The organism is Planococcus halotolerans (assembly GCF_003289955.1).
In the GTDB taxonomy this organism is placed as follows: domain Bacteria; phylum Bacillota; class Bacilli; order Bacillales_A; family Planococcaceae; genus Planococcus; species Planococcus halotolerans.
In genome coordinates this window covers 29,771-54,729 of record NZ_QLZR01000005.1, presented here as the reverse complement: position 1 = coordinate 54,729, position 24,959 = coordinate 29,771, and the positions used below count along the sequence as shown (strand labels likewise).

General features: G+C 44.7%; 27 protein-coding genes. 6 read left to right on the top strand and 21 right to left on the bottom strand.

All coding sequences use genetic code 11. The annotated features are described in order from the left end of the window. Nucleotides 1-42: 42 nt before the first annotated feature. Nucleotides 43-1,122 (bottom strand): AI-2E family transporter, encoded by a 1,080-nt coding sequence (locus tag DP120_RS12645; protein WP_112224044.1) that lies wholly within the window; start codon nt 1,120-1,122, stop codon nt 43-45. A gap of 150 nt (nt 1,123-1,272) precedes the next feature. On the opposite strand from DP120_RS12645, the gene DP120_RS12640 reads away from it, so the two are divergent. Next, nucleotides 1,273-2,103 (top strand): undecaprenyl-diphosphate phosphatase, encoded by an 831-nt coding sequence (locus tag DP120_RS12640; RefSeq protein ID WP_112224043.1) that lies wholly within the window; start codon nt 1,273-1,275, stop codon nt 2,101-2,103. Nucleotides 2,104-2,389: 286 nt separating this feature from the next. On the opposite strand, the gene DP120_RS12635 is transcribed toward DP120_RS12640, so the two are convergent. The 3 genes from DP120_RS12635 to DP120_RS12625 all read right to left on the bottom strand — a co-directional run bounded on the left by DP120_RS12635 (nt 2,390) and on the right by DP120_RS12625 (nt 5,746). Then, nucleotides 2,390-3,517, bottom strand: a complete 1,128-nt coding sequence (locus tag DP120_RS12635; protein ID WP_112224042.1) for a CAP domain-containing protein — start codon at nt 3,515-3,517, stop codon at nt 2,390-2,392. Nucleotides 3,518-3,757: 240 nt separating this feature from the next. Beyond that, nucleotides 3,758-4,585 (bottom strand): DUF368 domain-containing protein, encoded by an 828-nt coding sequence (locus DP120_RS12630; protein WP_112224041.1) that lies wholly within the window; start codon nt 4,583-4,585, stop codon nt 3,758-3,760. Between the two features lie 90 nt (nt 4,586-4,675). Next, a complete protein-coding gene (locus tag DP120_RS12625) occupies nt 4,676-5,746 on the bottom strand; it encodes an NAD(P)H-dependent flavin oxidoreductase (RefSeq protein WP_112224040.1) in 1,071 nt (356 codons plus the stop codon). A 131-nt stretch (nt 5,747-5,877) separates the two neighbouring features. Here DP120_RS12625 and DP120_RS12620 point away from each other — a divergent pair, with 131 nt between their 5' ends. Next, nucleotides 5,878-6,132, top strand: a complete 255-nt coding sequence (locus DP120_RS12620) for a hypothetical protein (RefSeq protein ID WP_112224039.1) — start codon at nt 5,878-5,880, stop codon at nt 6,130-6,132. 286 nt (nt 6,133-6,418) lie between these two features. Here the strand turns inward: DP120_RS12620 and DP120_RS12615 are convergent, their stop codons facing one another. Continuing rightward, nucleotides 6,419-7,378, bottom strand: a complete 960-nt coding sequence (locus DP120_RS12615; RefSeq protein ID WP_112224038.1) for a nuclease-related domain-containing protein — start codon at nt 7,376-7,378, stop codon at nt 6,419-6,421. Nucleotides 7,379-7,512: 134 nt separating this feature from the next. Next, entirely contained in the window at nt 7,513-8,364 is an 852-nt protein-coding gene (locus DP120_RS12610) for a VOC family protein (RefSeq protein WP_112224037.1), read from the bottom strand. A 139-nt stretch (nt 8,365-8,503) separates the two neighbouring features. Here DP120_RS12610 and DP120_RS12605 point away from each other — a divergent pair, with 139 nt between their 5' ends. After that, entirely contained in the window at nt 8,504-8,830 is a 327-nt protein-coding gene (locus DP120_RS12605) for a winged helix-turn-helix transcriptional regulator (RefSeq protein ID WP_112224036.1), read from the top strand. 212 nt (nt 8,831-9,042) lie between these two features. On the opposite strand, the gene DP120_RS12600 is transcribed toward DP120_RS12605, so the two are convergent. The 9 genes from DP120_RS12600 to DP120_RS12570 all read right to left on the bottom strand — a co-directional run bounded on the left by DP120_RS12600 (nt 9,043) and on the right by DP120_RS12570 (nt 15,833). Further along, complete coding sequence (locus DP120_RS12600) at nt 9,043-9,837, bottom strand: STAS domain-containing protein (protein WP_240612017.1); 795 nt, start codon at nt 9,835-9,837, stop codon at nt 9,043-9,045. A 54-nt stretch (nt 9,838-9,891) separates the two neighbouring features. After that, on the bottom strand, nt 9,892-11,526 hold the full coding sequence (abc-f, locus tag DP120_RS12595; protein WP_112224035.1) for a ribosomal protection-like ABC-F family protein: 1,635 nt from the start codon (nt 11,524-11,526) through the stop codon (nt 9,892-9,894). A 100-nt stretch (nt 11,527-11,626) separates the two neighbouring features. Next, the gene (locus DP120_RS18505; RefSeq protein ID WP_165843797.1) at nt 11,627-11,764 is read right to left on the bottom strand and encodes a hypothetical protein; all 138 of its coding nucleotides are present in this window, start codon (nt 11,762-11,764) and stop codon (nt 11,627-11,629) included. 131 nt (nt 11,765-11,895) lie between these two features. Continuing rightward, complete coding sequence (locus tag DP120_RS18500; protein WP_165843796.1) at nt 11,896-12,051, bottom strand: hypothetical protein; 156 nt, start codon at nt 12,049-12,051, stop codon at nt 11,896-11,898. 63 nt (nt 12,052-12,114) lie between these two features. Further along, the gene (locus DP120_RS12590) at nt 12,115-13,251 is read right to left on the bottom strand and encodes a PstS family phosphate ABC transporter substrate-binding protein (RefSeq protein WP_240612016.1); all 1,137 of its coding nucleotides are present in this window, start codon (nt 13,249-13,251) and stop codon (nt 12,115-12,117) included. Between the two features lie 49 nt (nt 13,252-13,300). Next, the gene (locus tag DP120_RS12585) at nt 13,301-13,714 is read right to left on the bottom strand and encodes an NUDIX hydrolase (protein ID WP_112224034.1); all 414 of its coding nucleotides are present in this window, start codon (nt 13,712-13,714) and stop codon (nt 13,301-13,303) included. Beyond that, the gene (locus DP120_RS12580) at nt 13,714-14,220 is read right to left on the bottom strand and encodes a GrpB family protein (protein ID WP_112224033.1); all 507 of its coding nucleotides are present in this window, start codon (nt 14,218-14,220) and stop codon (nt 13,714-13,716) included. Before DP120_RS12580 ends, DP120_RS12585 begins: the two co-directional genes overlap by 1 nt. A gap of 144 nt (nt 14,221-14,364) precedes the next feature. Further along, nucleotides 14,365-14,838, bottom strand: coding sequence for a GNAT family N-acetyltransferase (locus tag DP120_RS12575; protein WP_112224032.1), 474 nt, complete (start codon nt 14,836-14,838; stop codon nt 14,365-14,367). Nucleotides 14,839-15,050: 212 nt separating this feature from the next. After that, a complete protein-coding gene (locus tag DP120_RS12570; protein ID WP_112224031.1) occupies nt 15,051-15,833 on the bottom strand; it encodes a LysM peptidoglycan-binding domain-containing protein in 783 nt (260 codons plus the stop codon). 381 nt (nt 15,834-16,214) lie between these two features. On the opposite strand from DP120_RS12570, the gene DP120_RS12565 reads away from it, so the two are divergent. Next, nucleotides 16,215-17,723 (top strand): BCCT family transporter, encoded by a 1,509-nt coding sequence (locus DP120_RS12565; RefSeq protein ID WP_112224030.1) that lies wholly within the window; start codon nt 16,215-16,217, stop codon nt 17,721-17,723. A gap of 61 nt (nt 17,724-17,784) precedes the next feature. Here DP120_RS12565 and DP120_RS12560 read toward each other — a convergent pair whose 3' ends face one another. Together DP120_RS12560 and DP120_RS12555 are read right to left on the bottom strand one after the other, a co-directional pair. Next, nucleotides 17,785-18,423, bottom strand: a complete 639-nt coding sequence (locus DP120_RS12560; protein WP_112224029.1) for a Type 1 glutamine amidotransferase-like domain-containing protein — start codon at nt 18,421-18,423, stop codon at nt 17,785-17,787. A 126-nt stretch (nt 18,424-18,549) separates the two neighbouring features. Further along, the gene (locus DP120_RS12555) at nt 18,550-19,536 is read right to left on the bottom strand and encodes an NAD(P)/FAD-dependent oxidoreductase (RefSeq protein ID WP_112224028.1); all 987 of its coding nucleotides are present in this window, start codon (nt 19,534-19,536) and stop codon (nt 18,550-18,552) included. A 303-nt stretch (nt 19,537-19,839) separates the two neighbouring features. On the opposite strand from DP120_RS12555, the gene DP120_RS12550 reads away from it, so the two are divergent. Together DP120_RS12550 and DP120_RS12545 are read left to right on the top strand one after the other, a co-directional pair. Further along, nucleotides 19,840-20,631, top strand: a complete 792-nt coding sequence (locus DP120_RS12550) for an SDR family oxidoreductase (RefSeq protein WP_112224027.1) — start codon at nt 19,840-19,842, stop codon at nt 20,629-20,631. 76 nt (nt 20,632-20,707) lie between these two features. Continuing rightward, nucleotides 20,708-21,151 (top strand): peptidylprolyl isomerase, encoded by a 444-nt coding sequence (locus DP120_RS12545; RefSeq protein ID WP_112224026.1) that lies wholly within the window; start codon nt 20,708-20,710, stop codon nt 21,149-21,151. A gap of 348 nt (nt 21,152-21,499) precedes the next feature. Here the strand turns inward: DP120_RS12545 and DP120_RS12540 are convergent, their stop codons facing one another. The 4 genes from DP120_RS12540 to DP120_RS12525 form a co-directional block, all read right to left on the bottom strand. Beyond that, a complete protein-coding gene (locus DP120_RS12540) occupies nt 21,500-22,228 on the bottom strand; it encodes an amino acid ABC transporter ATP-binding protein (RefSeq protein WP_112224025.1) in 729 nt (242 codons plus the stop codon). Further along, nucleotides 22,225-22,869 (bottom strand): amino acid ABC transporter permease, encoded by a 645-nt coding sequence (locus DP120_RS12535; protein WP_112224024.1) that lies wholly within the window; start codon nt 22,867-22,869, stop codon nt 22,225-22,227. The genes DP120_RS12540 and DP120_RS12535 overlap by 4 nt, the downstream gene beginning before the upstream one ends. Before the next feature lie 59 nt (nt 22,870-22,928). Beyond that, entirely contained in the window at nt 22,929-23,720 is a 792-nt protein-coding gene (locus tag DP120_RS12530; protein ID WP_112224023.1) for a transporter substrate-binding domain-containing protein, read from the bottom strand. An 88-nt stretch (nt 23,721-23,808) separates the two neighbouring features. Then, nucleotides 23,809-24,897, bottom strand: coding sequence for an AI-2E family transporter (locus tag DP120_RS12525; RefSeq protein ID WP_112224022.1), 1,089 nt, complete (start codon nt 24,895-24,897; stop codon nt 23,809-23,811). Between the last annotated feature and the right edge of the window lie 62 nt (nt 24,898-24,959).

Genomic DNA, 24,959 nt, shown 5'->3' with positions numbered 1-24,959 from the left:
CAATAAAATAACCTCCATGAATATGAATTCATGGAGGTCTCGTTAAACATCTCGTGTAGCTGTTTCCCTTATTTCCTGTCGCCTTGCATAAACATTTTTCGCAATTGATTTCACAACGGCGTAAAAAGGAATGGCCAGGATGATGCCCCAAAGACCTGCGATACTGCCGGCTGCCAAAATTAAGGTGATAACCGTCAAAGGATGAACATCAAGCGCATTCCCCATGACATTCGGCGTGATCAGGTTCCCTTCAATCTGCTGGGCTACGAGCATGATGACCAGTACCCAGATCACTTTAACCGGATCAGTCACCAATGCAATGATAACAGCTGGTATTACTGCGATATATGGGCCGAGGAATGGGATGACGTTCGTCACCATACCAATCAGGGCCAACAGCAATGCATATTCCAGGTCAATAATCCAATATCCGATCAGCAGCATGAGTCCAACCAGGAAGCTGACGAATAACTGCCCCTGGATATACGCTCTCAATGTCTTGTCAATATCCTGCAAGGCTTTGATGATCCATGATTTCCGTTCTCCTGAAAAGAACCCTGAGACGAAAGGCACGAACTTCTTATGATCGATTAACAGGTAAATCAAGAAAAACGGCACAAGAATCAACGATACGATTCCTGAAATCAAACCGGTAATGAACGACATCAATACCGAGCCGATGTTGCTCGCCCAATCACCGATATTATCGGTCATTCCGTTAATCTGTTCCTGTACGCTATCCGGCAGACGGCTGCGCTGATCCAGCAGATATTGTGCATAACCTTCGACGTCTTCTATAATTTCCGGCGCACTATCTACCAAAGAGTTGACCTGGTCCGTTACAACCGGTCCGATCAAGGCATAAAGAACCCAAAAAACCAGTACAATCGCAAGAATGATACTGATAATGGACGCCCATTTCGGCAGTCCGCGTTTTTCAAGAAAGTAAAGAATGGGACGTGTCAGATAAAACAGTACTCCGCCAAGAAGCAGCGGCACAAATATTGTTCCTGCGATAATGAATAGCGGGTCGAATATCCCTTGTACTTCTATAAATAAACGAATAATGACTAAAGCCAGGATAATTCCGACTCCTGCTTGGAACCAAAGTTTATTTGTCAAAAGTTTCCCTCCTTTTATTTCTACGGTATACCCAGTTTACCATGAAATTATGTTATTATTATTCTTTGTGAAAGCGAACTTTACTGTTGCTGTTGCGTCTAAACCATTGCCTATACATAATCTTAAACACGAAGAAGGAGTTATTTTTAAATGGAACAATTATGGCTTACGATAAAATTTTTACTGCTTGGCTTATTTCAAGGATTGACGGAACCGATTCCGATTTCCTCCAGCGGACATTTGCTGATCGCCCAATACTTTCTTGATGTCGAAATCGAAGGCAGTGTGTCTACATTTGCCTTGCTGGTCAACACTGCTTCGCTGATTGCTGTACTCATCATTTACCGCGAAGACATCCAGCGCCTAATCGTCAACGGCGTGAGGTTTTTCAAAGTAAAAGACGAAGAAACGACACGCGATTTCATGTTCATCGTTTACCTGGTAGTAGCAACTATTCCCGCAGCCATAATCGGCTTGCTTTTCCAGGACACCATCGATGATTACCTTTCCACTATTGTAACCGTCGGCGTTACTTTGGTCATCACAGGGTTTGCGCTTTGGCTGATCCGCGACATCCATGGCAAACGCAAAGACGGCAACTTGACGATGAAAGATGCCATCATTATCGGGCTTGCTCAATCTGTAGCCCTGATTCCAGGCATCAGCCGCAGCGGTGCCACAATCGTTGCGGCAATGGCACGCGGCATCAACCAGGAAACGGCATTGCGCTTTTCTTTCCTGCTGTTCATCCCGATCAGCCTTGGCGGCGCTGTTCTCAGCATCTCCGATATTCTGAACGATGACAACCTTGCCACATTGGCCGTACCTTATATCATGGCCTTCATCGGCTCACTGATCGCTTCGTACTTCTCCCTTAAATGGTTCATGAACATAATGGCCAAAGGACAATTGAAATATTTCGCAATCTACTGCTTCATTGTCGGACCGCTTGTCGTTCTGGCATGGCTCCTGCTTAACTAATAAAATAAACGAAACGTTTGCTGACCCTTTGACGAGGGTCAGCTTTTTTATGTATTCGGCACTCTTATCATACGCACCTGAAAGAGAATGGTTTCAAAACTCTTATAATTTTTAACGATTTTCAGTTTATGCCCAACTTCGGACCGAATACGCCCAACTTTAGTCGAAATACGCCCAACTTCAGCTGATTTATGCCCAACTTTCACTCAAATACGCCCAACTCGCCAAAAACACACCAAAAAAGCCGATCCGCTTAGCGGACCGGCTTTTTGCCACATTGTCAATATCATCTATTAAAGAAATTAGCTGTATAAAACGGCTGGTTTTCGCTGTTGAATGCTGCACCGACACCTAGATAGCCAAAATCAGGCTTGACTATATTTTCACGGTGGCCAATGGAATTCATCAGACCCTCGTGAGCGAAAATACTGCTGTACTGGCCGTATGCCAAATTTTCACCGGCGACGAAAAAGTTGATGCCATCGTCCGACATCCGGTCGAATGGCGACTCTCCTTCTTTATTGGTATGGCTGAAGTATTCATTTTCCGCCATATCCTCACTATGCTTACGCGCTGTCAGCATTGCCTGTTCGTCCCATTTCAAAAGCGGCAATTCCCGCTGGATCCGGGCCGAATTCGTCAGCTCGAACAGCAGATATTCATAACCTTCGCGAAGTTCGTCATCAGGCGCGGCATAAATTTCGGGACGGTCTTCCTCTAAATCTTCATGGATGACCTGGAGGGCCGTCACTGTGCTTTCCTCGTGAATATCATAGAAAACCGTGATATACAAATCACCGACTTTAAATAAATCGTATTCTTCGCGGGTATCGAGAATGTACTGGACATTCCCTTTTTGAAGGCTCTTCAACGGAACCCCAAATTGACTGCGTACTTCTTCTTTATTGGAGGCCATCGTAATGCCTTCAGTGGAAGAAATTAAATTCTGATTCGTGAACATGCCGTTGACATTGCCGTCTTTATCGTAAGCCAGCAGCACGTAATTCTGGTAATTGGTATGATAGCTGTGCCAATCGGTTCCATACTCGTTCTTCATCAGGCGAAGCGGCAATCCCACTTTGACCTGTGCTTCTTCTTTGGACATGCCGATTGTGACATTATGGATGGCGAACACAGAATCAGTTTCGGACAGTTCAGGTTTTTCGACAGCTTCCGGCATTTCAGCTGTATCTGACCTCACCAGTGATTGCAATTGGCTCGCGAAGCGTGTGGTAAATTCCTTCGCCTCGTCGAGTGCTTCTGTTACATCCGGGCCGTCAGCGAGATTTCCAATGGCATTTTCAACAGTGTCAAGAAAACTCAAATCCACATACTCGCCGACCGGTTCTTCCCAAAGCGGCCGTGCGAAATAAACCAAAGCGACAATGACCAACAATAAGAATAATTTTCGCACGCGCAATCACCTCTTCTGTTCAGTTTAATCTCTCCACGCCGTTCTATAAAGCAAAAAGAACTTCGGACAAAGCCGAAATCCTTATGTAGAAATAAAAAGATAGATATGCCCTCTTTAATTTCCAAATAATTGAATTCAATCCACCAAAGTTTATTTTTACTTACAAAAGACACAAGTGTGCAGAAATCTTCCCCCCCAAAAAAAGCCCTCTAAAATCAGAGGGCTTTCCGTATTTATTGATTAATCGGTAATGACGGTTTTCTTCGGCGAACTGAACAGCAAGGTGAATACCAAACCGACAGTGAAGGTGATCAGGCTTGTCACCAAGGTCATCGTGTCAGAAGCGAAACCTGGGAATACAACAAACAAAGAACCAAGAATCAGCCCGATAATTGCCGCATATGTTACATATGTGTAGTTCTCGAGCAAATAGCGTATTGCTTTACTGCTGACGATAAATCCGACAATGACGCCGGCACCGATCGCCAGGGCAATTGGAATATTCAAAGTCGACAAAGCGTTGATCGCTGTCGTGTAGACGCCCAACAGTAAAAGAATGAACGAGCCGCTGATTCCCGGAAGCAACATCGCCATACTGGCAAGCCAGCCGGAGAAAAAGAGGGTGAAGAAGACCGGCACACTCAATTGCTCAATCGGTGCTATATCTTCGTTTGTTCCGATGAACGCTGTTGAAGCCAAAGCGATTCCGATCAGGATCAAAACAGCGAAATGGCGTTTCGTGAAATTCCGTTTCACTTCAGCCTGCTTCATAATATAGGGGATTACGCCTAAGATCAGCCCCATGAAAAAGAATTGCGTCGCTTCGTAATGATGCTCGAGCAAAAACTCGATGACCCGGCTGAAAAGAAGCAACGTCACTCCAACCCCAATTACGAGCGGAACCAAAAAGCCCAGATGTTTTTTCCATTCACGGCTGAAAAATCCGCTGATCGCTTCAAGCAAACGATCATAAATCCCTAAAATAAACGCGATAGTTCCTCCGCTGACGCCGGGGATCAAGTCACTGATGCCCATCAAAATGCCGCGGTATATATTTTTCCATTCCATTTAGCCAATCTCCTCTTTTTAAAAAATCACTTTTATAAGTATATCATGCCCGCTGTGATTATCCTGCAGAAATCTGCTGATTCCAAAGCGCTATTCTCCAATGATGTTTCGGGCGTCCTCCATGATTTCGCCGATCATCTCAGCTGCCGATGCCTTGCCGTTTATGAGCCTGAGTGACTGACCTGCCCACAGGGACATGAATTCGCTGTTGCCCTGTTTAGCGGCAGCTGCACGAATATCTCTCGTAACTGTATTATGAGACGGAAAAGGCAGCGGTTGGGTTCCCATTTCTTCAAATTCTGACAGAAAACGATTTTTTATAGCGCGTGCGGGACGGCCCGAAAAGTTTTTGGTTACAACTGTCTGTTCTTCATTCGCATCCATCAATTTCTGCTGATAAGCAGGATGCGTACCGGCTTCTTCAGCCAACAGGAAGCGCGTACCGATTTGTACGGCATCGGCACCAAGAGCAAGGGCTGCGATGAGGCCGCGTCCATCAGCAATGCCGCCCGCTGCGATGACAGGAATTTTGACTGCATCCACAATTTGCGGAACCAGTGACAGTGTGCCGATTTGTGCACCATTCGAATGAGTTTTGAGGGAAAACGTCCCCCTATGCCCACCCGCTTCGCTTCCTTGAGCAACTACCGCGTCAACGCCTGAGCTTTCGGCCTGTTTCGCTTCCTCCACGGTTGTCGCCATAGCGATTATTGGGATGCCCGCTGCTTTGGCCGCCTCCATCTGCTCCGGTTCCAATAAACCAAAAGCCGTGCTGACGACCGGGACTCCCATTTCCATACAGATGTCGAATTGCTGCCGGCTCCAATCCGCTGAGCTTGTAATTTGAGGTTCTTCAATCTTTAATTCTTTTCGGAATGGAGCTAAGGCGTGCTGTACATCCACAAGTCGGGAGAAATCGTCTTTGTCTTTAGATGTGAAGATATTGACTGCAAACGGCTGCCCCGTAGCTTCTTTTATTTCAGCAATCGCCTTTCGCAATGCTTCAGGCTCCATATAGGCTGCCCCCAATGTTCCCAAACCGCCCGCTTCACTTACAGCCGCAGTCAGCTTCGCAGTTGCCGGCCCTCCGGCCATGCCTGCCTGGATAACCGGAATTTCGATACCGAACAAAAGACAAATTTTCGTTTGCAATGACAGCAAACCGATCCCTCCTTTTTTGAACGTATTTATTAAAATAAGTATCACCCAGACGGCAGCATACATCAACAGGGAACCTTTCTGTCCGCTCTGCGTTCCATATAATAAGCAAACACTAGAAAGCGGGGTTTCATATGAAGGGGTTCCTTTCATTTCTGGGCATCACTTTAATCACCGTTGCATTTGGATCAATCCTGCTTTTGTTCTACGGCAACCCGTTGGAAGAGTTAAAGAGCCAGGAACGCCAGCTGGCCTACCAGGAAATGCGGGCAAACCATTCGGCTGCCGCAGACCGTTATGCAATCTCACAATTATCAGCAAAAAACGCTGACGACATATTTTTCATGAAAAATGGTCAAAGCTGCTCCAAAGTTTCTTTTGACCAATAAAAAGGTATGCGCCGAGTTTGCGCATACCTTTTTAATTTGATATTTTTTGTGCATTTCGACGAGATTTTTAATATTTTATGCTATTTCGCAACTGGCACACCTTAAATCAGAAGATTTTTAGAGTAAAAAGATGTGGCACATGCTTTTTGTAGACAAAAGAGCTACTGTGCGGAAATTTGTGATCGGCTAAGACCGTTTTATGATCGGCTACCAACCATTTGTGATCGGCTACGGACACTTTATGATCGGCTACCACTCATTTGTGATCGGCAAAGGTAATTTCCCTTCAATTTGGCAGTCTAACCCGGTACAGCCGCACTTTTTGTTCACCGCTTATCTCCAGGTCATATTTCAACAGGATTCTGGAGGCTGCATGACGGGATTCCAACAGTGAAAATTTCCGTAATTCGCTATTGGAAATCGTATGGCTTACCAATGTGAAATATTCCTTTAATGTATTATGCATGGCATGCGCATCGGCATTGCCGCATTTATTGCAATACCAATAAATTCTTTTTATTGTGCCGCTCCCAAAACTTCCGCATTTCCCGCAGCGAACACCCTTGATCAAAATCGATGGTTCAATACGATAATAATCGCATAGGGGGATTCTCTTGTATGGCGTCTGCTGGCTTTCGATTAATTTTTTCAGTTTTTTTAAATTGATTGGTGACTGCTGGGATGTCGCTTCGAGCATGCTGTAGAGATAATCATGGAGTTGGTATGTTTTGCAGACGGGGACGTTCTGCGGTTTGGAGATGAATTCACATTCTTTAGATGTAAAAACGATAAGACCTTTTACGGCAAGGTCCAGTTTCTTTGATTTCAACCAATCATCAAAAAAACGCATATTCCTCTTCAGTTGGATCGCCGGATCTTCCATTGTTGTCTTTTTCCCATCATTATCATATCGGAAAAATTCGCCGGTGGAGACGTCAAAATGGATCTTTCCGTGAATATTTTTCGATTCAATTATGATTGCTTGTGAATGCGTCAATAACAGGCTGTCCAGCTGAATTTTCATATTGTCCCGGCTCAAACTCACATCCGGAAGGATTAAATGGGTTTCCTTCCAATTAAATTCAGCCAATTTTTTAAGCAGTTTTTCCTCTCCTCGCTTACCAGCACTTGTCCGATGCAATTCCACTTCCAGAAATTTTCGGTAAGAATGTTGTGCGGGCAATCGGCTGATCAAAGCTTCAAGTGCTTTCAATTCCGTCAATAAAATTGCGTCATCTCTTTCCATTCCACACCCCCTTCATTTGGATACAAAAAAATTATAGCATTCTCTCATTCTGTTTTTTAAACTTTCAGAAAATAAAATTCTATAAAAAAACCCCCGCTCAAAGTTGAACTGAGCCGGGATCTTACTATATTTCATTAAACTGCCATCCTGATTTTATTGCCGGATGGATCGCGCGTTTCCCAATAATCCGCTGTTTCTGTCACTTCTGCGCCGAGTGCGCGAAGGCGTTCAGCGGTTTGGCTGCGCTTGGCTTCGTCAGCGAAAACCAGTGTGTAGAAATCCAAACCGGCCGCTTGGTCCGGAAGAGCCGGAATGCCGGTGCCGTTCCAGACATTGAGCCCGATGTGGTGATGGTATTTTTGGTCGGATAAGAATAATGCCTGGCCGCCCATCGAAGTCACAACTTCAAATCCAAGACCTTCAGTATAAAACTCTTGCGCTTCGTTAAGGTTTGATACATGCAGATGAACGTGGCCCATTACAGTACCCGACGGCATGCCGCTCCAGCTTTCCTTGGACAGAGCAGCTTCCTGCACTACTCCCTCTGCATCGATTGGATCAACCGCCATCAACACTTCACCGTTATTCCATTTCCATTCTTCCGGATCGCGGTCACGGTATATTTCAATGCCGTTTCCTTCCGGGTCCGATAGGTACAGTGCTTCGCTCACCAGGTGATCGGATGAACCAAGGCGAATCCCCTGCTGGTGAAGATGCAAAAGGATTTTCCCCAGTTCTTTACGGCTCGGCAATAAAATCGCGAAATGGTATAAGCCGGCGTATCGATCCGGTTTCGGCTGCAACCCGTCACGGGCTGACAATCTGATCAAACTTTTCCCGTCTGTGCCAAGGCGAACTTCATTGGCATTTTCAGAAATCACTTGAAATCCGATGATGTCCTGGTAAAACTTCTTCATCCCTGCAAGATCGAGTACTTTTAATCCGACTTCATCTGTATAAGTTACAGGTTTTTGATGAAAGCTCATATTGCAGTCCTCATTTCATTTATTAGTTAGTTACTTTATGTAACCAATTGTAATTTAGTTACTATAAAGTGTCAAGTAACTAAATTCTTTTATATTAGAGGAGAGCTGTGCTATTATATGAAGAAAGGAGTGAGCAATCATGGACACATCCGTTATCTGTCCCCGTTTCGAATCTGCCATTTCCATCCTCAGCCAGCGCTGGACAGGTTTAATCATTTATCAGCTTTTATCAGGTCCTCAGCGTTTCAGCCAGTTGACCGAAGTAATCGGCATCAGCGGACGCTTGCTTTCCGAACGTCTGAAAAATCTTGAAGTCCAAGGGCTCGTTTCACGCACCGTTTATCCGGAAACTCCAGTCCGTATCGAATATGAACTGACTGAAAAAGGAAAATCGCTGAAACCGGTTATGGATGAAATCCAAAGCTGGTCCCAGGAATGGATTGAAGCACCACCAGAGACAAAATAAAGCGGCACATCTGAAGTTCAGATGGCCGCTTTTCTTATGGTTAAAAAAGTATAACTCTTCTAATTCAAAAGGTTCTTAAAACGAGTGTTGCGCTGTCCAGACTCCAGCGCCTAGCTCTTCGGGTCATAAGCCGCCCCAGCTGCGTGGCAAAGAACGCCACTTCGCTGTTTCGTCTTATGCCTTTCAGAGCTGGACAGGCGCTTGCGCTTTTCTTATTGATTCTGTTTTCCCATAATATAATGCAGCCCAGAATTAGCTGAACTGAATGTAGGGATATTACTTTCCAATTGGACAATCGACATTGCCAGTTGCGGGCTGATGCCAACCAAAATGCAGGAAGTGCCGATTAAACTGAGGCTATCCGCCATCATTTGGATCTGATAACGCACCTGGTTCTCGAATTCCGTAATGCCGCTCAAATCAAGCAAGACATATTCAATGCTTTTTTCAGCGCATTCAGTCAAGACAGTGGCAGTCAATTGGTCGGAACGCGCTTTATCAAATTCTCCGATCAATGGAAGTGCGAGAGTCTTGTCCCAAATATGCAGCATTGGAATAGACAATTCCTTGATAAGTTTTTCCGTCCGTTCTTTCTCTTCTGCTTGGGTAGTAACATCCATCAGCATAATGATATAGCCGTCAATACCGCCTTCTTCACCATCGATTGGGGTGATGACAATATCCGTGACAAACTCATTCCGGATGTTGATCCTTGCCCGGTGGACATCTTTTAACTCGCCCATCACTTTTTTTTGATGTTCCGGCATTCTATGGAATAAATCCATATTCATCCCGATCATTTCTTCGCAACTCTCTATTCCGTATAAAGGAGATACTTCAGTCAATAGACGGCAGGCTTCCGAATTCATCCACCTGATATTATAGGAAGTATCCGCAATCATAATCGTTTCCCCTATATGATCAAGAGCACTGAGTAAAGATATATTAGTTGGTATTGTACCAATTGCAGCCATAATTCCATTTGCTCCTTCGATAGTCAAATTCATAACTCTCCCTATTATGCCATAACCACAAGCCTTACAAGCTTTATAGGGAAAATATTATTCAACGGCCATCAGACTGCGCTTGGTTTTCGCTGCAGAATATCCGCCCTCGAAACGTTCAATCTGCTGGTCATGGAGCCAATAGGTCACCGGAAACAATTTATCCAGGAAGTAACGGTCATGGGAGACCGCAATAATCGTACCAGGAAAGTCCGCCAATGCTTCTTCCATAACTTCTTTTGCTTCCAGATCCAAATGGTTGGTCGGCTCATCCAATACCAAGAGGTTATGATTCATATGCATCAATTGCGCAAGACGCAGCCTCATCCGTTCGCCGCCGCTCAATTGCCGTACCGGCTGGAAGACCATGTTTCCAAAGAACAGGAATTTCGCCAATAAATGCCTGGCTTCGAATTCGGATACCGGCACCACATCCCGGAATTCGTCAATAATACTCCGGTCGTTGTCCATTTCCAGCGTATGCTGTGATAAGTGCCCGATGGATAAGCTGGTGCCCGCTCTAATCACGCCGGCATCAATTTCTTCCTTGCCGAGTATGAGGTTGAGCAAGGTCGTTTTGCCTGTCCCGTTGGAACCGACAATGGCCACGCGTTCACCAAACCGGATATGAAGTGAAGCATCGTGGAAAAGTATACGCTCTCCATAACCTTTCCAAACGTCTTCCATTAATACTACGTCACGGCCGCTGCGCTCACCGGATTGAAAATCGAGGGCCATCTGTTTTCTGGAAAGAACCGGCCGGTCGAGCACTTCTATCCGCGCCAATGCCTTCTCCATGCTTTTGGCTCTCCTGTGCATTCCTGCATTCGGCGGATTGGCCCGGTTCGCCCATTCTTTCAAGCGCTTGATCGTTTCCTTCATCTTCTGTATCTTTTTCTGCTGGTCCTGGAACTGCTGGAACTCAATCAATAGCCGCGCTTCCCGCTCTTTCACATAAGAGGAATAATTCCCTGTATATTGAATCAGTTCTCCCTGATCCAGCTCCCAAATATGTGTAACAGTCTCATCAAGAAAATAACGGTCATGCGAGACCAGCACCACAGTTCCTTTGTAATGGCTGATGAATGAGCCCAGCCATTCAATCGCCTCCAGATCAAGGTGGTTCGTCGGTTCGTCAAGCAGCAGAAGATCCGGTTCCTGCAATAATAGTTTCGCGAGTCCAACTTTAGTCCGCTCGCCGCCGCTCAGATGTTCCCAACTCTCGTGTTTCAGATGGAAAATTTTTAAACCGTTCAATACCTGATCGATTCGGACATCAATCTCATAACCCCCGCGCCGAATGAACTCATCCTGAGCGCTTCCGTAACGTGACAGCAGCTTTTCCAGTTCCGCTGGTGCTGCCGTTTCCATTCGCTTCTCCATCATCTTCAATTGCTCCTGCGTTTCAGTGAGCTCCGCAAATACAGAAGTCAGTAAATTATGGACCGCTCTATCTCCTTGTTCGTCGGGGGTTTGCTTCAATAGACCGACGACACTTCCTTTTTTCCAGGTCACCGTTCCTTCTTCCGGTTCCAGGTCGCCGGCCAGAATGTTCAGCAGCGTCGTTTTCCCTTCGCCATTGCGGCCGACAAGGCCGATTCGTTTGCCCTCCGCAACTTCCCCTTTTATATGATTGAATAATTTATGTGTCGCAAAATGGCATTGTAAATGTTGAAATTGGCTGATTATCATAGTTCTCTTCCTTTCATCTGTGGAAGAGACGCCGGCCAAAACAAAAAAGGCATGCAAAGACGCATGCCTTTTGGTAATTCCGTTTGCAGGCAGATGTCTCTTACTGGTAAATTTCACACGATTCGATTAGCTGAAAAAGGACAGACTTCTCCCTTGCATCGATTCCAGTGAAAGTGACGCCATGCAGAATGTAGAGATATTCCTGACACTCCGTCATGCGCTTACCAGTTTGATTCATCATACCCACCTCCTTCGTTCATTTGTTCCATTCTAATCAATATCGGCAAAACAGTCAATCCAAAATCAGAATATTCCATACAGTGAACAACTAAAAAAGCAAGCCCGCAAAGACTTGCTTTTTCAACATTTTTAATTTTGGTCTCTGTATTTTTCATTGGAATTTTCTTGGTACTCCAAGTCACGATCCGGCATAGGATCCATTTCTTTCTCATTTGGCGCATTTCGACGGGGCTCGACTTCAGGAATCAATTCTTCACCTTCGTGATTTTCTTTATCCTTCTTCACGCCTTCCCCTCCTTCAATGGGTCGTTACTCTATAAAATACCCGCTCCTGTGATTTCTAATCCTTCACTCAATAGAAACGAAACCGGTGCGTTCCACCAATTCCTGTCCTTCTTCCGAAACAATCCAATCGATAAAAGCTTCTATATTGGGATTATCAGACCCTGCCGTTACAGCATAGAATTCCGAAGACAATGGATATTCATCTGAACGAATCGTTTCAATGGTCGGCTCCACTCCGTCAATCGCCAATAATTTGATTTTATCGTTTTGCACCATATCCACCGCGAAGAACCTGAACGTGTAGCCGATGGCATTTTTATAGTTTCTGTAACTAGCCACTTCACTGATGATGCCGCCCATACCGGAAGCCATTTCTTCTATTTCCGGCTCTTGGACTGGAGTATCTTCCATAAATTTGAGGAATGTCGTCTGGCTTCCGCTATCTACCGGACGTTGAAAAGCACGGATTTCGTCATTCTTTCCGCCGACGTCCGACCAATTTTTCACGTCACCCGAATAAATCCCCTTAATTTCTTCACTCTTCAAACCATCCACAGGATTTCGGGAATTGACGAAAAAGACAAACGCTTCACGTCCGACTGGAGTCATTTTTAGTTCAACACCCAAGTTTTCGGCTTTTTTTATTTGACCGCTGGACGGACCGGCAACAAAAATGATGTCCACCTTGCCTTCAATGAGCCGGTCATATGCTTCAGGAGTGGTCGTCGAAACTACTTTGCTGAAAGCGGGATCATAAGGCAGATACTGTCCGCTCGGATAGACTGCTTCAGTAAATGCGGCATACAAGGGATAAAGTGCGGTTGCACCATCAAGCTTCGGCAACTCGTTTTCTATTTTAAAACTGGAAGGGGCATCCGGCTGCGCCAACTTACCGCTGTCTGTAAAAGGCTCATATTCATAAAGGTCCACTTCCCCATCAACCTCCGCAAAACTTTGCTTATAAAAATGCGGAATTGAAAAAGAAGCGCCGATCACCAGACAAAGACCGATAATTCCAGCAGCGATTTTCTTGCCTTTCGGCTTTTTGTATAATTCGATGTCTGAGAAAATATATAACAGCCAGACGGAAAGCATTGCAGCAACAATAAGGCCGATGAAATGCAAATCTCCATTTAACGCTGCGATAAACAGGACAGGCAGCCCGAAAAAACAAATGGCTACCCCAATAAACAACGCCATCATTACCCTTCCGAACATCTCCAAGTTTCCCATCCCCCATGTTCCATCTCTAGTTTTTGAGTACAGATTTAATCAGTTCCGCTTCCTCCGGATCAGCAAGGTCCAATAACTCCAGCTTTTCAATCGGCTGCCAGGTAATTTCCTGAATCCAGGGGTCGCCTTCCAGAACCGTGATTTCACCGCCGATAATTTCAACCAAAAAATAATGCAATTCCACCGAGACATCAGAATTGTCAAAGCTGTCTTTTTTCACTCCTGCACTTTTAAGAATGCGGACCATAAGCCCTGTTACTTCGAAGAATTCACGAACACAACTTTCTTCAAGCGTTTCGTCCCCTTCCGGCGGTCCCGCAGGCAAGGCCCATTTCTTTTCTTCGTCCGGCGGTCCCTGCAATACCATCAAAACTTCTCTATTATCATTGAAGCAGATACCGGAAGCGCCTTTCCAATTCGACATTTCCATCAAATCTCTCCTCCTGCATTTTTTTCGATGCGGGCAACCAGTTCTTCCTTGCCGGCAATATATTGGTCGATATCATATGGAAAATCATGTGCCAACTTCTTTTTCAACATACCATATTCTTCCGCCTCTTGGGGATTTTGCCTTAAATAATTCCTGAATGCTAAATGTCTGTCGACTTCCGGGTTTCCTTCAGCATATATATGTATATGATGAGTACGCTCATCGCCGCCCCGCTGGAAATATCTGCGGCCTGGGAGTCCATTCTCGCCTTTCGATTCATAGCCAAGCTTCTCCATTTCGCGGATCACTCGGTCAACAGACTCTATTTCGCGGACCACAGGCATTATATCTATAACCGGTTTAGCTGCCATTCCTTCTATTGATGTACTGCCAATATGGTGGATTTCAATACATTCTTCCCTGAAAATCTGTTTGATTTCTTTTGCTGCCTGTTGAAATTTCCTTTTCCACTCCGGTTGATAATCCGTTACTGTCACTTTTCTCATATTCCATCTCTTTTCAATTATTTTTTGCCATGTAAGGACTGAATTCTCATACATATATTACTTTGCGCTATAACCTGTGAATCAGCAAACAAAATGAAAAAGCCACCGGAACTTTCCGGCAGCCATTTCCTGTTCCTTCTATAATTACTTCGCTTCTTTGGAATATTCGTTATCCAATACGATAGAATGCGTAACGTCAGGCATGCCGAGATCACCGGAGAATCCGTTCGCCCTATAAAAAGCATCCGCATTGGATGAGTCGGTGCGCACTACAATTTCACTGAAATGGCCTTGGCCGTAATTTAAAATCTCTTTCAGCAATTTCGTGCCTATGCCTTGCCTGCGTGCATGCTCGGAAATATAAAACCTTCTCAGTCTGCCGATTCCGCTTTTATCGGAATAAGGATCTCTGTTCAAACCGCCGATTGCCACTAATTCACCGGCTGGATCCCAAACTCCGTAAAGCACTTCACCCGCTTTATTGAATGTATTCGTGCCATCCTCGTATTGATTGACCAGTCGTCTTAGGAATCGGTATCCTTCCGCTTCACTTTCTTCCACCAATTTTGAAACATCCACTTTGCTTAAATCCTCTATCACTTTAATGTTCATCGGCATGCTGCATCCTCCTATGGTACATATTTTTTCCCATTAACGGATTCTACTTCATTGCATCATCGTTCTCTCTCAGTGTATCGAATTAAACAAGTGAATTCCACTAAATATCGGAATCTTCTTACAAATTAATCACTTTCTCAAAGCCTGCACCAGATTTTTCCCATAAAAAAAGGCCAAGGGAATGGTCACCTCGGCTTTGTAGCTAGTTTATTCTATTTAAGAATTTTGATTGTTACGTTTTTGCGGCCCCATTGAAGAGCTGCATCTCTTGACGGGATGAACACGTCAATTTTGTTTCCTTTGATAGCTCCGCCAGTATCTCCAGCGATTGCTGTTCCATAGCCTTCAACCCATACTGTAGATCCAAGTGGGATAACTGTCGGGTCTACTGCGATAACTTTTTGGTTCGGGTTCGAACGTAAGTCAATACCTGTTGCAGTGATACCTGAGCATCCTGTGCAATAAGCTGTGTAAGCTGTTGCTGATACTGTCATTTCTTTACCGGATTGTGGTGCTGTTGCCGGTGCTGAAGATTGTGCCGGTGCAGTTGACTGCGCTGGCGCTGGTGCTGTTGTAGCTGCTGGAGCAGGAGCTTTTGGAACTGAGATTGCTGTTCCGCCGCTGACTACCAATTTGTCACCAGGATAGATCAAGTGGCCTGTAATGCCGTTCCAGCTCATTAGCTGGTCTAAAGAAATTCCGTGATTTACTGCGATGCGATACAAAGTATCTCCGCTTTTAACTGTATAAGATGATTTCTCTGCTGCTGCCTCTTGCTTTTCTTCCCCAATGCTAAGCTGTTGTTTCGGGAAGATTAGATCTGATGATAGATCGTTCCATCCTTTTAACTCACTTACTGAAACATTGTTGGCTTGTGAGATGCCCCACAGAGTGTCACCGGATTTGACTGTATACGTTGAGTCAGCGCTTGCTGTTGTTGCCGCGCCTACACTTAATGCTGCGATTGCAGTTAGTGTAACGATTTGCTTTTTCATAAATGAAATTCCTCCTTTTCACTAACACAAGACAAACTATAACACTTAAACATTTCAGTACAATGACAAAACGACAGTTCAAATTTAACAATTACGTTACGTTAAAGTGCGTTATATTACAGATTGTAATATAACTATTTATTGTGAGTTCGAGATAAATTAGCAGCAAATTTATTCTGCTTTTTTGCGTTTGCGTTTATGCCTATGTAAAATAGGCTAAAGCAAATAAGAAGCAAAACCTTTATACATAGCGTCTGATACTACTTTTATTTGCTTTGGGAATGGAAAGTTTACAGCCCTGAAAAAGAGATGCTGTTTTAACCGGCGCGCTTCTTCATCTTAATTCCACTGCAAAATAGCTTTATTTTAGGAGGAACCAATTTGAAAAATGTTACATCCGTGTTTTGGATTTCACTGGCGATCTGTCTCGCCCTTGTGATGTGGGGGTTTTTCATACCCAAAAACTTCAAGGAGCTGACAGGCAATCTGACAGCTGATATCTCAAGTGTGTTCGGTTGGTATTACCTGACCACTGTTTTTCTTATTCTTGTTTTCTGCATTTATCTCATCTTTTCACGCTTTTCTTCTATAAAACTTGGCAAATCGGAAGATGAACCTGAATTCTCCCTGCTTTCCTGGTTTGCGATGCTGTTCAGCGCAGGGATGGGGATGGGATTGGTTTTCTGGACCACTTCAGAACCGATTTCCCATGCGTTCATCAGTGCTCCACGGGCAGAAACCGGTACAAACCAGGCCATCACAGAAGCCATGCAGTTTTCTTTCTTCCATTGGGGACTGCATGCATGGGCCGTATATGGTCTTGTCGCATTGGCACTGGCTTATTCGAAATTCCATAACGGGGCCCCTGGACTTATCAGTGCAACGCTGATTCCCTTGTTCGGCAAAAAACGTATGGCTGGCCCAATTGGCAAATTGATTGATGTTCTGGCTGTTTTTGCCACTATTGTCGGCGTCGCCTCTACACTTGGTTTTGGTTCTGCCCAAATCAATGAAGGGATGCACTTCCTTCTTGGAACTCCCAATACCTTTCCATTTCAACTGTTAATACTTGCAGTCGCCACCGTCCTTTTCATCGTTTCAGCCTGGTCAGGGATTGGGAAAGGGATCAAATATCTGAGTAATATTAATATGGTGCTGGCTTTTGCACTTGTAATCCTGTTATTGATCGTCGGACCGACGCTCTACATTTTGGATACATTTACAAACAGCCTAGGAGGTTACCTGTCCAATTTCTTCTCAATGAGCTTCCATCTTGAACCTTTGAATACTGACCGCCGCGCTTGGGTGAATGGCTGGACGATTTTCTACTGGGCATGGTGGATTTCGTGGGCGCCTTTTGTAGGTATTTTCATCGCAAGGATTTCCCGCGGACGTACTGTAAAGGAATTTATTTTGGGTGTATTATTCGTCCCTTCTATCGTCTGCTTCATCTTTTTCGCGGTATTCGGTGCATCAGCACTTAATCTTGAACAAAATGGAATCGCAATGATTTCCGAGTACAGCTTGGAAACTGCCACTTTCGGTGTGCTGCAGAATTATCCACTCGGAACTGTAATGTCGATCATGACTCTATTCGTAGTTGCCATTTTCTTTATCACTTCTGCGGATTCAGCTACTTTCGTACTGGGCATGCAGACGACCGGCGGCATGATTAATCCGCCAAACCTTGTGAAGATTACATGGGGGTTGATCCAGTCAGCCGTCGCAGCCATCGTCATCTTTTCCGGCGGAACACAAGGATTGCAGAATATCCTCATTATTGCGGCCCTGCCATTTTCCGTGGTCATCCTGCTGATGGGTGTGGCATTCTTCAAAGCCGCTTCGCAAGACCCCCTGGTCAATAAAACCAAGAGAGTCAGAAGGCAATAAAAAAGGCATTTCCGCTTCTATAGCGGAAATGCTTTTTTCATTGCAATATGTAAGCTGTAATTTATTCACCGCTAATGGCAGTAATATCTCCGATGAACCGAATATCACCGTCCTCCACAATCAAGCCATCTCCGTCATTCCCTGCATAAACGGTGGTTCCGGTCGTTCGGGCATAATCCCATACCTGCTTTTTAAAGGCATCATTCCAGCGGTTGTAATGAGGAAGGAATTCGAAATCGACAAATTGCAATGCTTCCTGTGTCTCGTTGGCATCACCAGCATACAACTGAAACAGTTTCGTCGATTTGCCAAATTGCACAGCCCCCGCGCTTACCCCCGCAAAAATCCCACCCTGTTCGAAATAAACCTGTAAATGTCCGTCCATATTTCTGCGTTTCAAGGCTTGCCGCAGTTCCATCGGATTTCCGGCAGAAAGATGTATGATGTCACATTGCAGCAGTTCATTGATTTTCGCCGAATCGAACTCACCGTACAGATCGAAAAACATCATTTCCCGGACTCCATAATCCCGGTAATACTCGGCCTTAAGATTGAAATACTTCCTTTCTTTATCTTCGGTAGAAGGTATGTAGGCTATCTTGGTGTGTGCGGGATCCAAGCCTTCTAAAAGCAGATGATCCATTCTTTTATTTCCTTGTGTTTCTGCTATCTGATCGCTGTAAAAGAAGAGTTTTCCCATGCAGACCGCCCTTTTCGTTATACTGTCATCGACTGATGCACAGCCGTTTCTACACTTATTTTACCATAATAATACAATTACACAGCAATAAAAAAGCATTCCCGCGCAATGCGGGAACGCTCAAAATTACTTAAATACACTCGTGCTGTGAAGCGGTTGAACTTTGGATTTCGGATCAAGATACGCTTTCGCGTTATTGATGGCTGTCGGCGCTTCGCCGAATCCTACTGCAATCAATTTCACTTTTCCTTCGTAAGTGGCTACGTCTCCGGCAGCATAGATGCCTTCGATGCTCGTCTCCATTTTGGAATTGACAACAACGGAGTTTTTCTCCATCTCAAGGCCCCACTCTTTCAGCGGCCCCAAAGATGTAATATTTCCGTAGTTTACAATGACGTGATCGACTTCAAGGCGTTCTTCGTTGCCTTCTTTATCGATCAGCACCAATTCACGGATTTCTCCGTTTTCACCGACCAACTCCTGAACACCATAAGGCTTCATGACGTTTACAGTAGAGGCCATCATTGTATCAACATTAGCTTCATGTGCCGTCATTTTTTCACGGCGATGGCTCAAAGTTACCTGATCAGCTACATTTTCCAGCATCATAGCCCAATCCACTGCGGAATCTCCTCCACCAAGAACAACAACTTTTTTACCACTGAACATCGTAAGATCTTTCACTCCGTAATGCAAAGTTTTCCCTTCAAACTCTTCAGCACCTTCAACTGCCAGCTTCCGCGGCTGGAAAGCCCCGACTCCTGCAGTCAATAGGATCGTTTTCGAGTAATGTTCACCTTTATCAGTACGGATTACAAAATGATCTCCATGGCGTTCTGCTGCTGACACTGTTTCTTCCAGACAAATTGTCGGATCGCCGTAATTGGCCTGTACAGTCAGGTTATCCACCAGATCCTTCGCCAATACTTTTGAAAATCCTCCAACATCGTAAATATATTTATCAGGATAAAGTTCTGTCAATTGGCCGCCAAGTTGTGGCAAACTGTCCAAAATCTTCACCTTCATCTTGCGCATTCCGCCATAAAAGGAAGCAAACAAGCCTGTTGGCCCGCCGCCGATAATCGTAATATCAAAAATTTCGCGTTCTTCCATTTAAAACACTCCCATTAGTATCAATATATATATCCTATCATATTCTATCCTATTTCACGCCATTGGACTATTGACGGAGATTTGCAAAGAAATACGAAAGCGCCCGTTCAGCTCTGACAGGCACAAGACAGGCCAGCGAAGCGGCCGTGGCCGCACAGCTGGGCTGGCTTATGACCCGAAGAGTTGGGCCGCTGGAGTCTGGACAAGTAGAAAAATTCAGAATTCCAAAACTATTAAACTGCATTATCCCGTGTGATTCGGTAAACTGAGAATTGTAGATTAAACGGAAAGGGTGAATAACGGATGGATTTAGGATTGAAGGATAAAGTGGTGGCGGTAATGGCTTCCAGTAAAGGGCTTGGAAAAGCGACAGCGATGGAATTTGCCAAAGAAGGGGCAATCGTTTTTATTTCAAGCAGAAGTGAAGAAAAATTACAGCAGACTGCGGAAGAAATCAAACAGCAAACGCAGAACGACCAGGTCTTCTATAAATCATGTGATATGACAAATGAACAGGACATCGCGGATTTCTTCGCTTTTGTCGTCGAAAAAGCAGGGCGCGTCGATGTCCTGATCAACAATACCGGCGGACCGAAAGCTGGCGGCTTTGATGGTGTAACGGATGAAGACTGGTACAAAGCTTTTGACCAGAATCTTTTAAGTTATATCCGTGCTTCCCGTGCCGTGCTCCCTTATATGAAAGAGCAGCAATTCGGGCGCATCGTAAATGTATCGTCTTCTTCGACCAAAGAAGTTCTGGACGGGCTTATTTTATCAAATACCTTCCGCGCAGGGATGGTCGGTTTCGCAAAAACCCTGGCGCGTGAAGTGGCTGGCGATAACATCATGGTCAATACAGTCGGACCAGGCAAAATTGCAACGGATCGGGTAGCTGAACTCAATCAGATTGCTGCTGACAAACAGAACCTGACGGTTGAACAAGTCGTTGAAAACACCGAGAAACAGATTCCGCGAGGTCGTATGGGAGAGCCGGAAGAATTCGCTAAAACCCTTGTTTTCCTTGCGTCTTCTGCCAATTCTTATATGACCGGCCAATCGCTGATTGTCGACGGCGGCTTGCTGAAAGCGCTGTAAACCGTCAAATCATTATACACAGACCATCAAAATCGCTATACTTGAGAATGAACAAACCGAAAAGGAGATGTTTTTAATGGCGAAAAAAGGCCACATCCACATGGAAAACGGCGAAATTATCAATTTCGAACTTTTCCCGAATGAAGCACCAAATACTGTAGCAAACTTTGAGGAACTGGCAAATTCCGGTTTCTATAACGATGTAACATTCCACCGTGTAATTCCAGGCTTCGTTAGCCAAGGCGGCGACCCGACTGGAACTGGCGCTGGCGGCAGCGGCAAAACGATCAAGTGTGAAACTGAAGGCAACCCACGTAAACACCAAGCTGGCAGCCTATCAATGGCACATGCAGGAAAAGATACTGGCTCAAGCCAATTCTTTATCGTTCACGAGCCTCAGCCGCATCTTGACGGCGTACACACTGTGTTCGGCCAAGTCGACGCTGCAGGCGTGGAAGTTGCACGCGCAATGAAAAACGGCGACAAAATGACGAAAGTACATGTGTTTGACGAAGAATAAGAAGCAAAAAGATCCTTATCGGAATTTTTCCGGTAAGGATCTTTAACTGTCGAGAAATATCATCTGCTTTAATCATTTCGCTGCATATCTTTTAATGTCTCGAAGCTAGCGCAGCGATGCAGGGACAGAAACGGAGTTGGCTTTCCAACTCCGTTTCGGCGAAGTGCGTAATCTACAAGTATTTAAAATCGTGCTCCTGCATCGCTGCGCTGCTTCGTCGCAAAGACTTAGCCTCGCAAGCGTCGGCTAATGTCTTCGAAGCTGTTTTGCGCAATATCGATTACTAAGCTTTTTCTTTTTCAACAAACAAAAACTCCTTACCGAAATCTCGGTAAGGAGTTTTTCTGTCTACAAAATTTTGCTCAAGAATGCTTTCGTCCGTTCGTGCTGCGGATTGCCGAATAATTCCTTCGGAACATTTTCTTCGACGATATAACCGCCATCGATAAACAGCACACGGTCGCCCATCTCAGCAGCGAAGCCCATTTCGTGGGTTACAACCACCATTGTCATGCCTTCCCGCGCAAGTTCCTTCATTACATCAAGCACATCTCCGACCATTTCAGGGTCAAGTGCAGATGTCGGCTCATCAAACAGCATGATTTTCGGGTCCATGGCAAGCGCTCTCGCAATCGCGACGCGCTGCTTTTGTCCACCTGAAAGTTCGCCTGGATAAGCCTTTGCCTTTTCGCGCAACCCTACTTTATCGAGCAATTCATACGCTTTTTTCTCAACAGCGGCTTTGTCCATATTTTTCAGTTTCATAGGCGCCAGTGTTACATTTTGCATCACCGTCTTATGCGGAAACAGATTGAACTGTTGGAACACCATGCCGACGTCCTGACGAATTTTATTGATATTATTCTTCGGATCCGTAATATCGACACCTTCAATATAAACATGGCCGTCCGTAATCTCTTCCAGCCGGTTCAAACAGCGAAGAAAAGTACTTTTACCTGAACCGGATGGACCGATAACACAGATGACTTCCTTTTCTTCGACCACTGTACTCATATCTTTTATAACTTCAAGATCACCGAATGATTTTTTTAGGTTTTCCACTCTGATCATAGTCATCGTAATACAAACTTCCTTTCTACAAAGCTCGCCAGCATGGAGAGCAAGTATATGACGATGAAGTAAATAATACCAAGCAGCAAGTAGATTTCAAACGCCTGGAAAGTGGCACTTGCCTGGATACGCCCTTCCTGGGTCAAATCGGCAACACCGATTACTGACAAGAGCGAAGTATCTTTCAGGGAAATAATTGCCTGGTTGGTAAAAGTCGGCAGCATTCTTCTGAATGCTTGCGGCAAGATAATGTGGCGCATATTTTGAGTCGAATTTAAACCCAGTGAACGCGCCGCTTCCGTTTGCCCTTTATCGATCGATTGAATACCGGCCCGGATGATTTCCGAGAAATAAGCCCCGGCATTAATTGCCACCGTTACAATACCGGCTGTGGTATTGTCCATTGAAATAAAATCTAATGAGTTCAATCCAAAGTAAATGAAGAACAATTGAACGATAAACGGTGTACCCCGGATTGCATCAACGAATATCTTGGCGATCCAGTTCAATATTTTAAACGGCGACAAGCGCAGCAGGGCCATAAGCAGACCAATTAGAAATCCGATAATAATGGCGATAAAGAAAATATAGAGTGTAATTTGCAAGCCTTCCAGTAAATACGGTAAGGCATTAATCCATGTATCCATTCACATAACCCCTTTCCATAAAAAAATGCAGCGCGCATCTGCGCGCTGCATCCAGTTTCTTATTCAGAAATATACTTGTTCAAAATTTCATCATATTCGCCGCTGTCGCGCAATTCCTGAAGGCCTGCATTGATTTTTTCAAGCACTTCAGCATTTTCGCCTTTCAGCACTGCAATACCATATTGGTCACCAGTCAGACGGTCACCTACAGTTTTCAGCTCAAGGCCACTTTCAGCAATCGCATAGGCGATGACTGGGTAATCTTCAAGAAGGACATCCGCGTTGCCGTTCGATACTTCCTGGAACATAGATGGGCTGTCTTCAAATTGTGCAATTTCATAACCATATTCCTCTTCGTTATCGCGAGCAAATTGTGCTCCCGTTGTTCCGCTCTTAACGGCAACTGTTTTGCCTTCCAGGTCTTCCAAAGAAGTGATTTCCGAGTTATCTGATTGAACGACCAGCGTCAATCCTGCATCGAAATACGGATCAGAGAAATCCACTATTTCTTTCCGTTCATCCGTAATACTCATCCCAGCAATCGCAATATCCAATTGGCCCGCTTGCAAAGCCGGAATGATTCCGCCAAAGTCCATTGGATTGAATTCGATATCGAAACCTTGATTTTCAGCAATCGCATTGATCAGGTCAATATCAATCCCTGTATATTCCCCGTCCACTTCATATTCGAACGGTGGGTAAGTCGTATCGATTCCTACTTGGTATGTTTTGTTTTCGCCGCCTTCAGTACCGCTTCCTTCTCCCCCGGAAGTCGATTCTTCATCAGATCCACATGCAGCGATGAAAAGCATCAATGCTAAAAGCATCACAATAAAACTGAACTTCTTCATCATATTTCCCCCTTTGAATAAATTAAGTACATGTCTAATATATCATAATATTCTTATACTTGATAAGATAATCATATATTCTGTCAACTTAACTGGAACTTTCGGCAACATCCCGCTTTTTTCTCAGCCTGATAAAAAGCCTGAAATTATGGATCAGCGTTTTTAACACCGCATACAGTGGAATAGCAATCAACAACCCGATGAAACCGTAGAGAGCAGAAGCGATCATCAATAATAATATGATCGTCAATGGATGGATGTTAAGACGATTCCCCATGATATTCGGTGTGACAAGATTGCCCTCCAACTGCTGGACAACTACCAGAACCAGTATGACCTTGATTGCCATAAAAGGTTCTCCTCCTACCAAAGCTACGAACAGCGCTGGAATAATCCCGATAATCGGACCCAGAAATGGGATGATTATAAGAAACATCGCAAAAATAGCCAAGGTCAATGCGTAATCCAAGCCGATAATCACATAGCCGATATACATCATCACACCGACTGTCATTGCCACGAGGGCCTGTCCGACGATATAGGAGGATAGCGTGGCGTCGACATCCTTCAATAGTTTTCGGCCTTCCGGTTTGTGTTCTTCAGACAGATATTTCGTTATATGCGGTACCAGCTTTTCGTCATCTTTTAATAAGAAGAATAGGATAAATGGCACGACAATGATGACGATCGCAATATTCATTAGCGCTGATAAAATGCTCGCAATATTATCGACCAGTCCTTTGGAAAGAGACTCGATATAGGATAACGCACTCGCCCTTATTTCCGAGCCCTGGATGCCCATAAACTCGAAGTTGGCCATAGCGGTTTCGGATTCCTCTGTCACTTCCTCTACTTTCTCCGGTGCCAATTCCATAAAACTTTCCACTTGTTCTTTAACGGTAGGACCAAAGAAATAGACGCCAATCGAAAGAATGAGTGCGATTGCCGTAAATACAATGGCGATGCCAGCCAATTTCGGTACATAGCGCCTCAGCAGGTTAACTAACGGACGTAGAAGATAATAAAACAAACCTGCAATCAAAATAGGTGCGAAAAGTGTTGCAATAATGATTTTGAATGGCCATAGCGCATAATCGATTTTGCCCAGAAAAAAAAGGATGATCAAAATCAGCACTGCGCCAGTGGCATATTCAAAAAAGGGTTTCCTGATCCACAATGGGCTTCTCTCCTCTCGCTAAATTAAACCGGCAAAAAGAGCGAAAGCAAGAATTCTCTCTG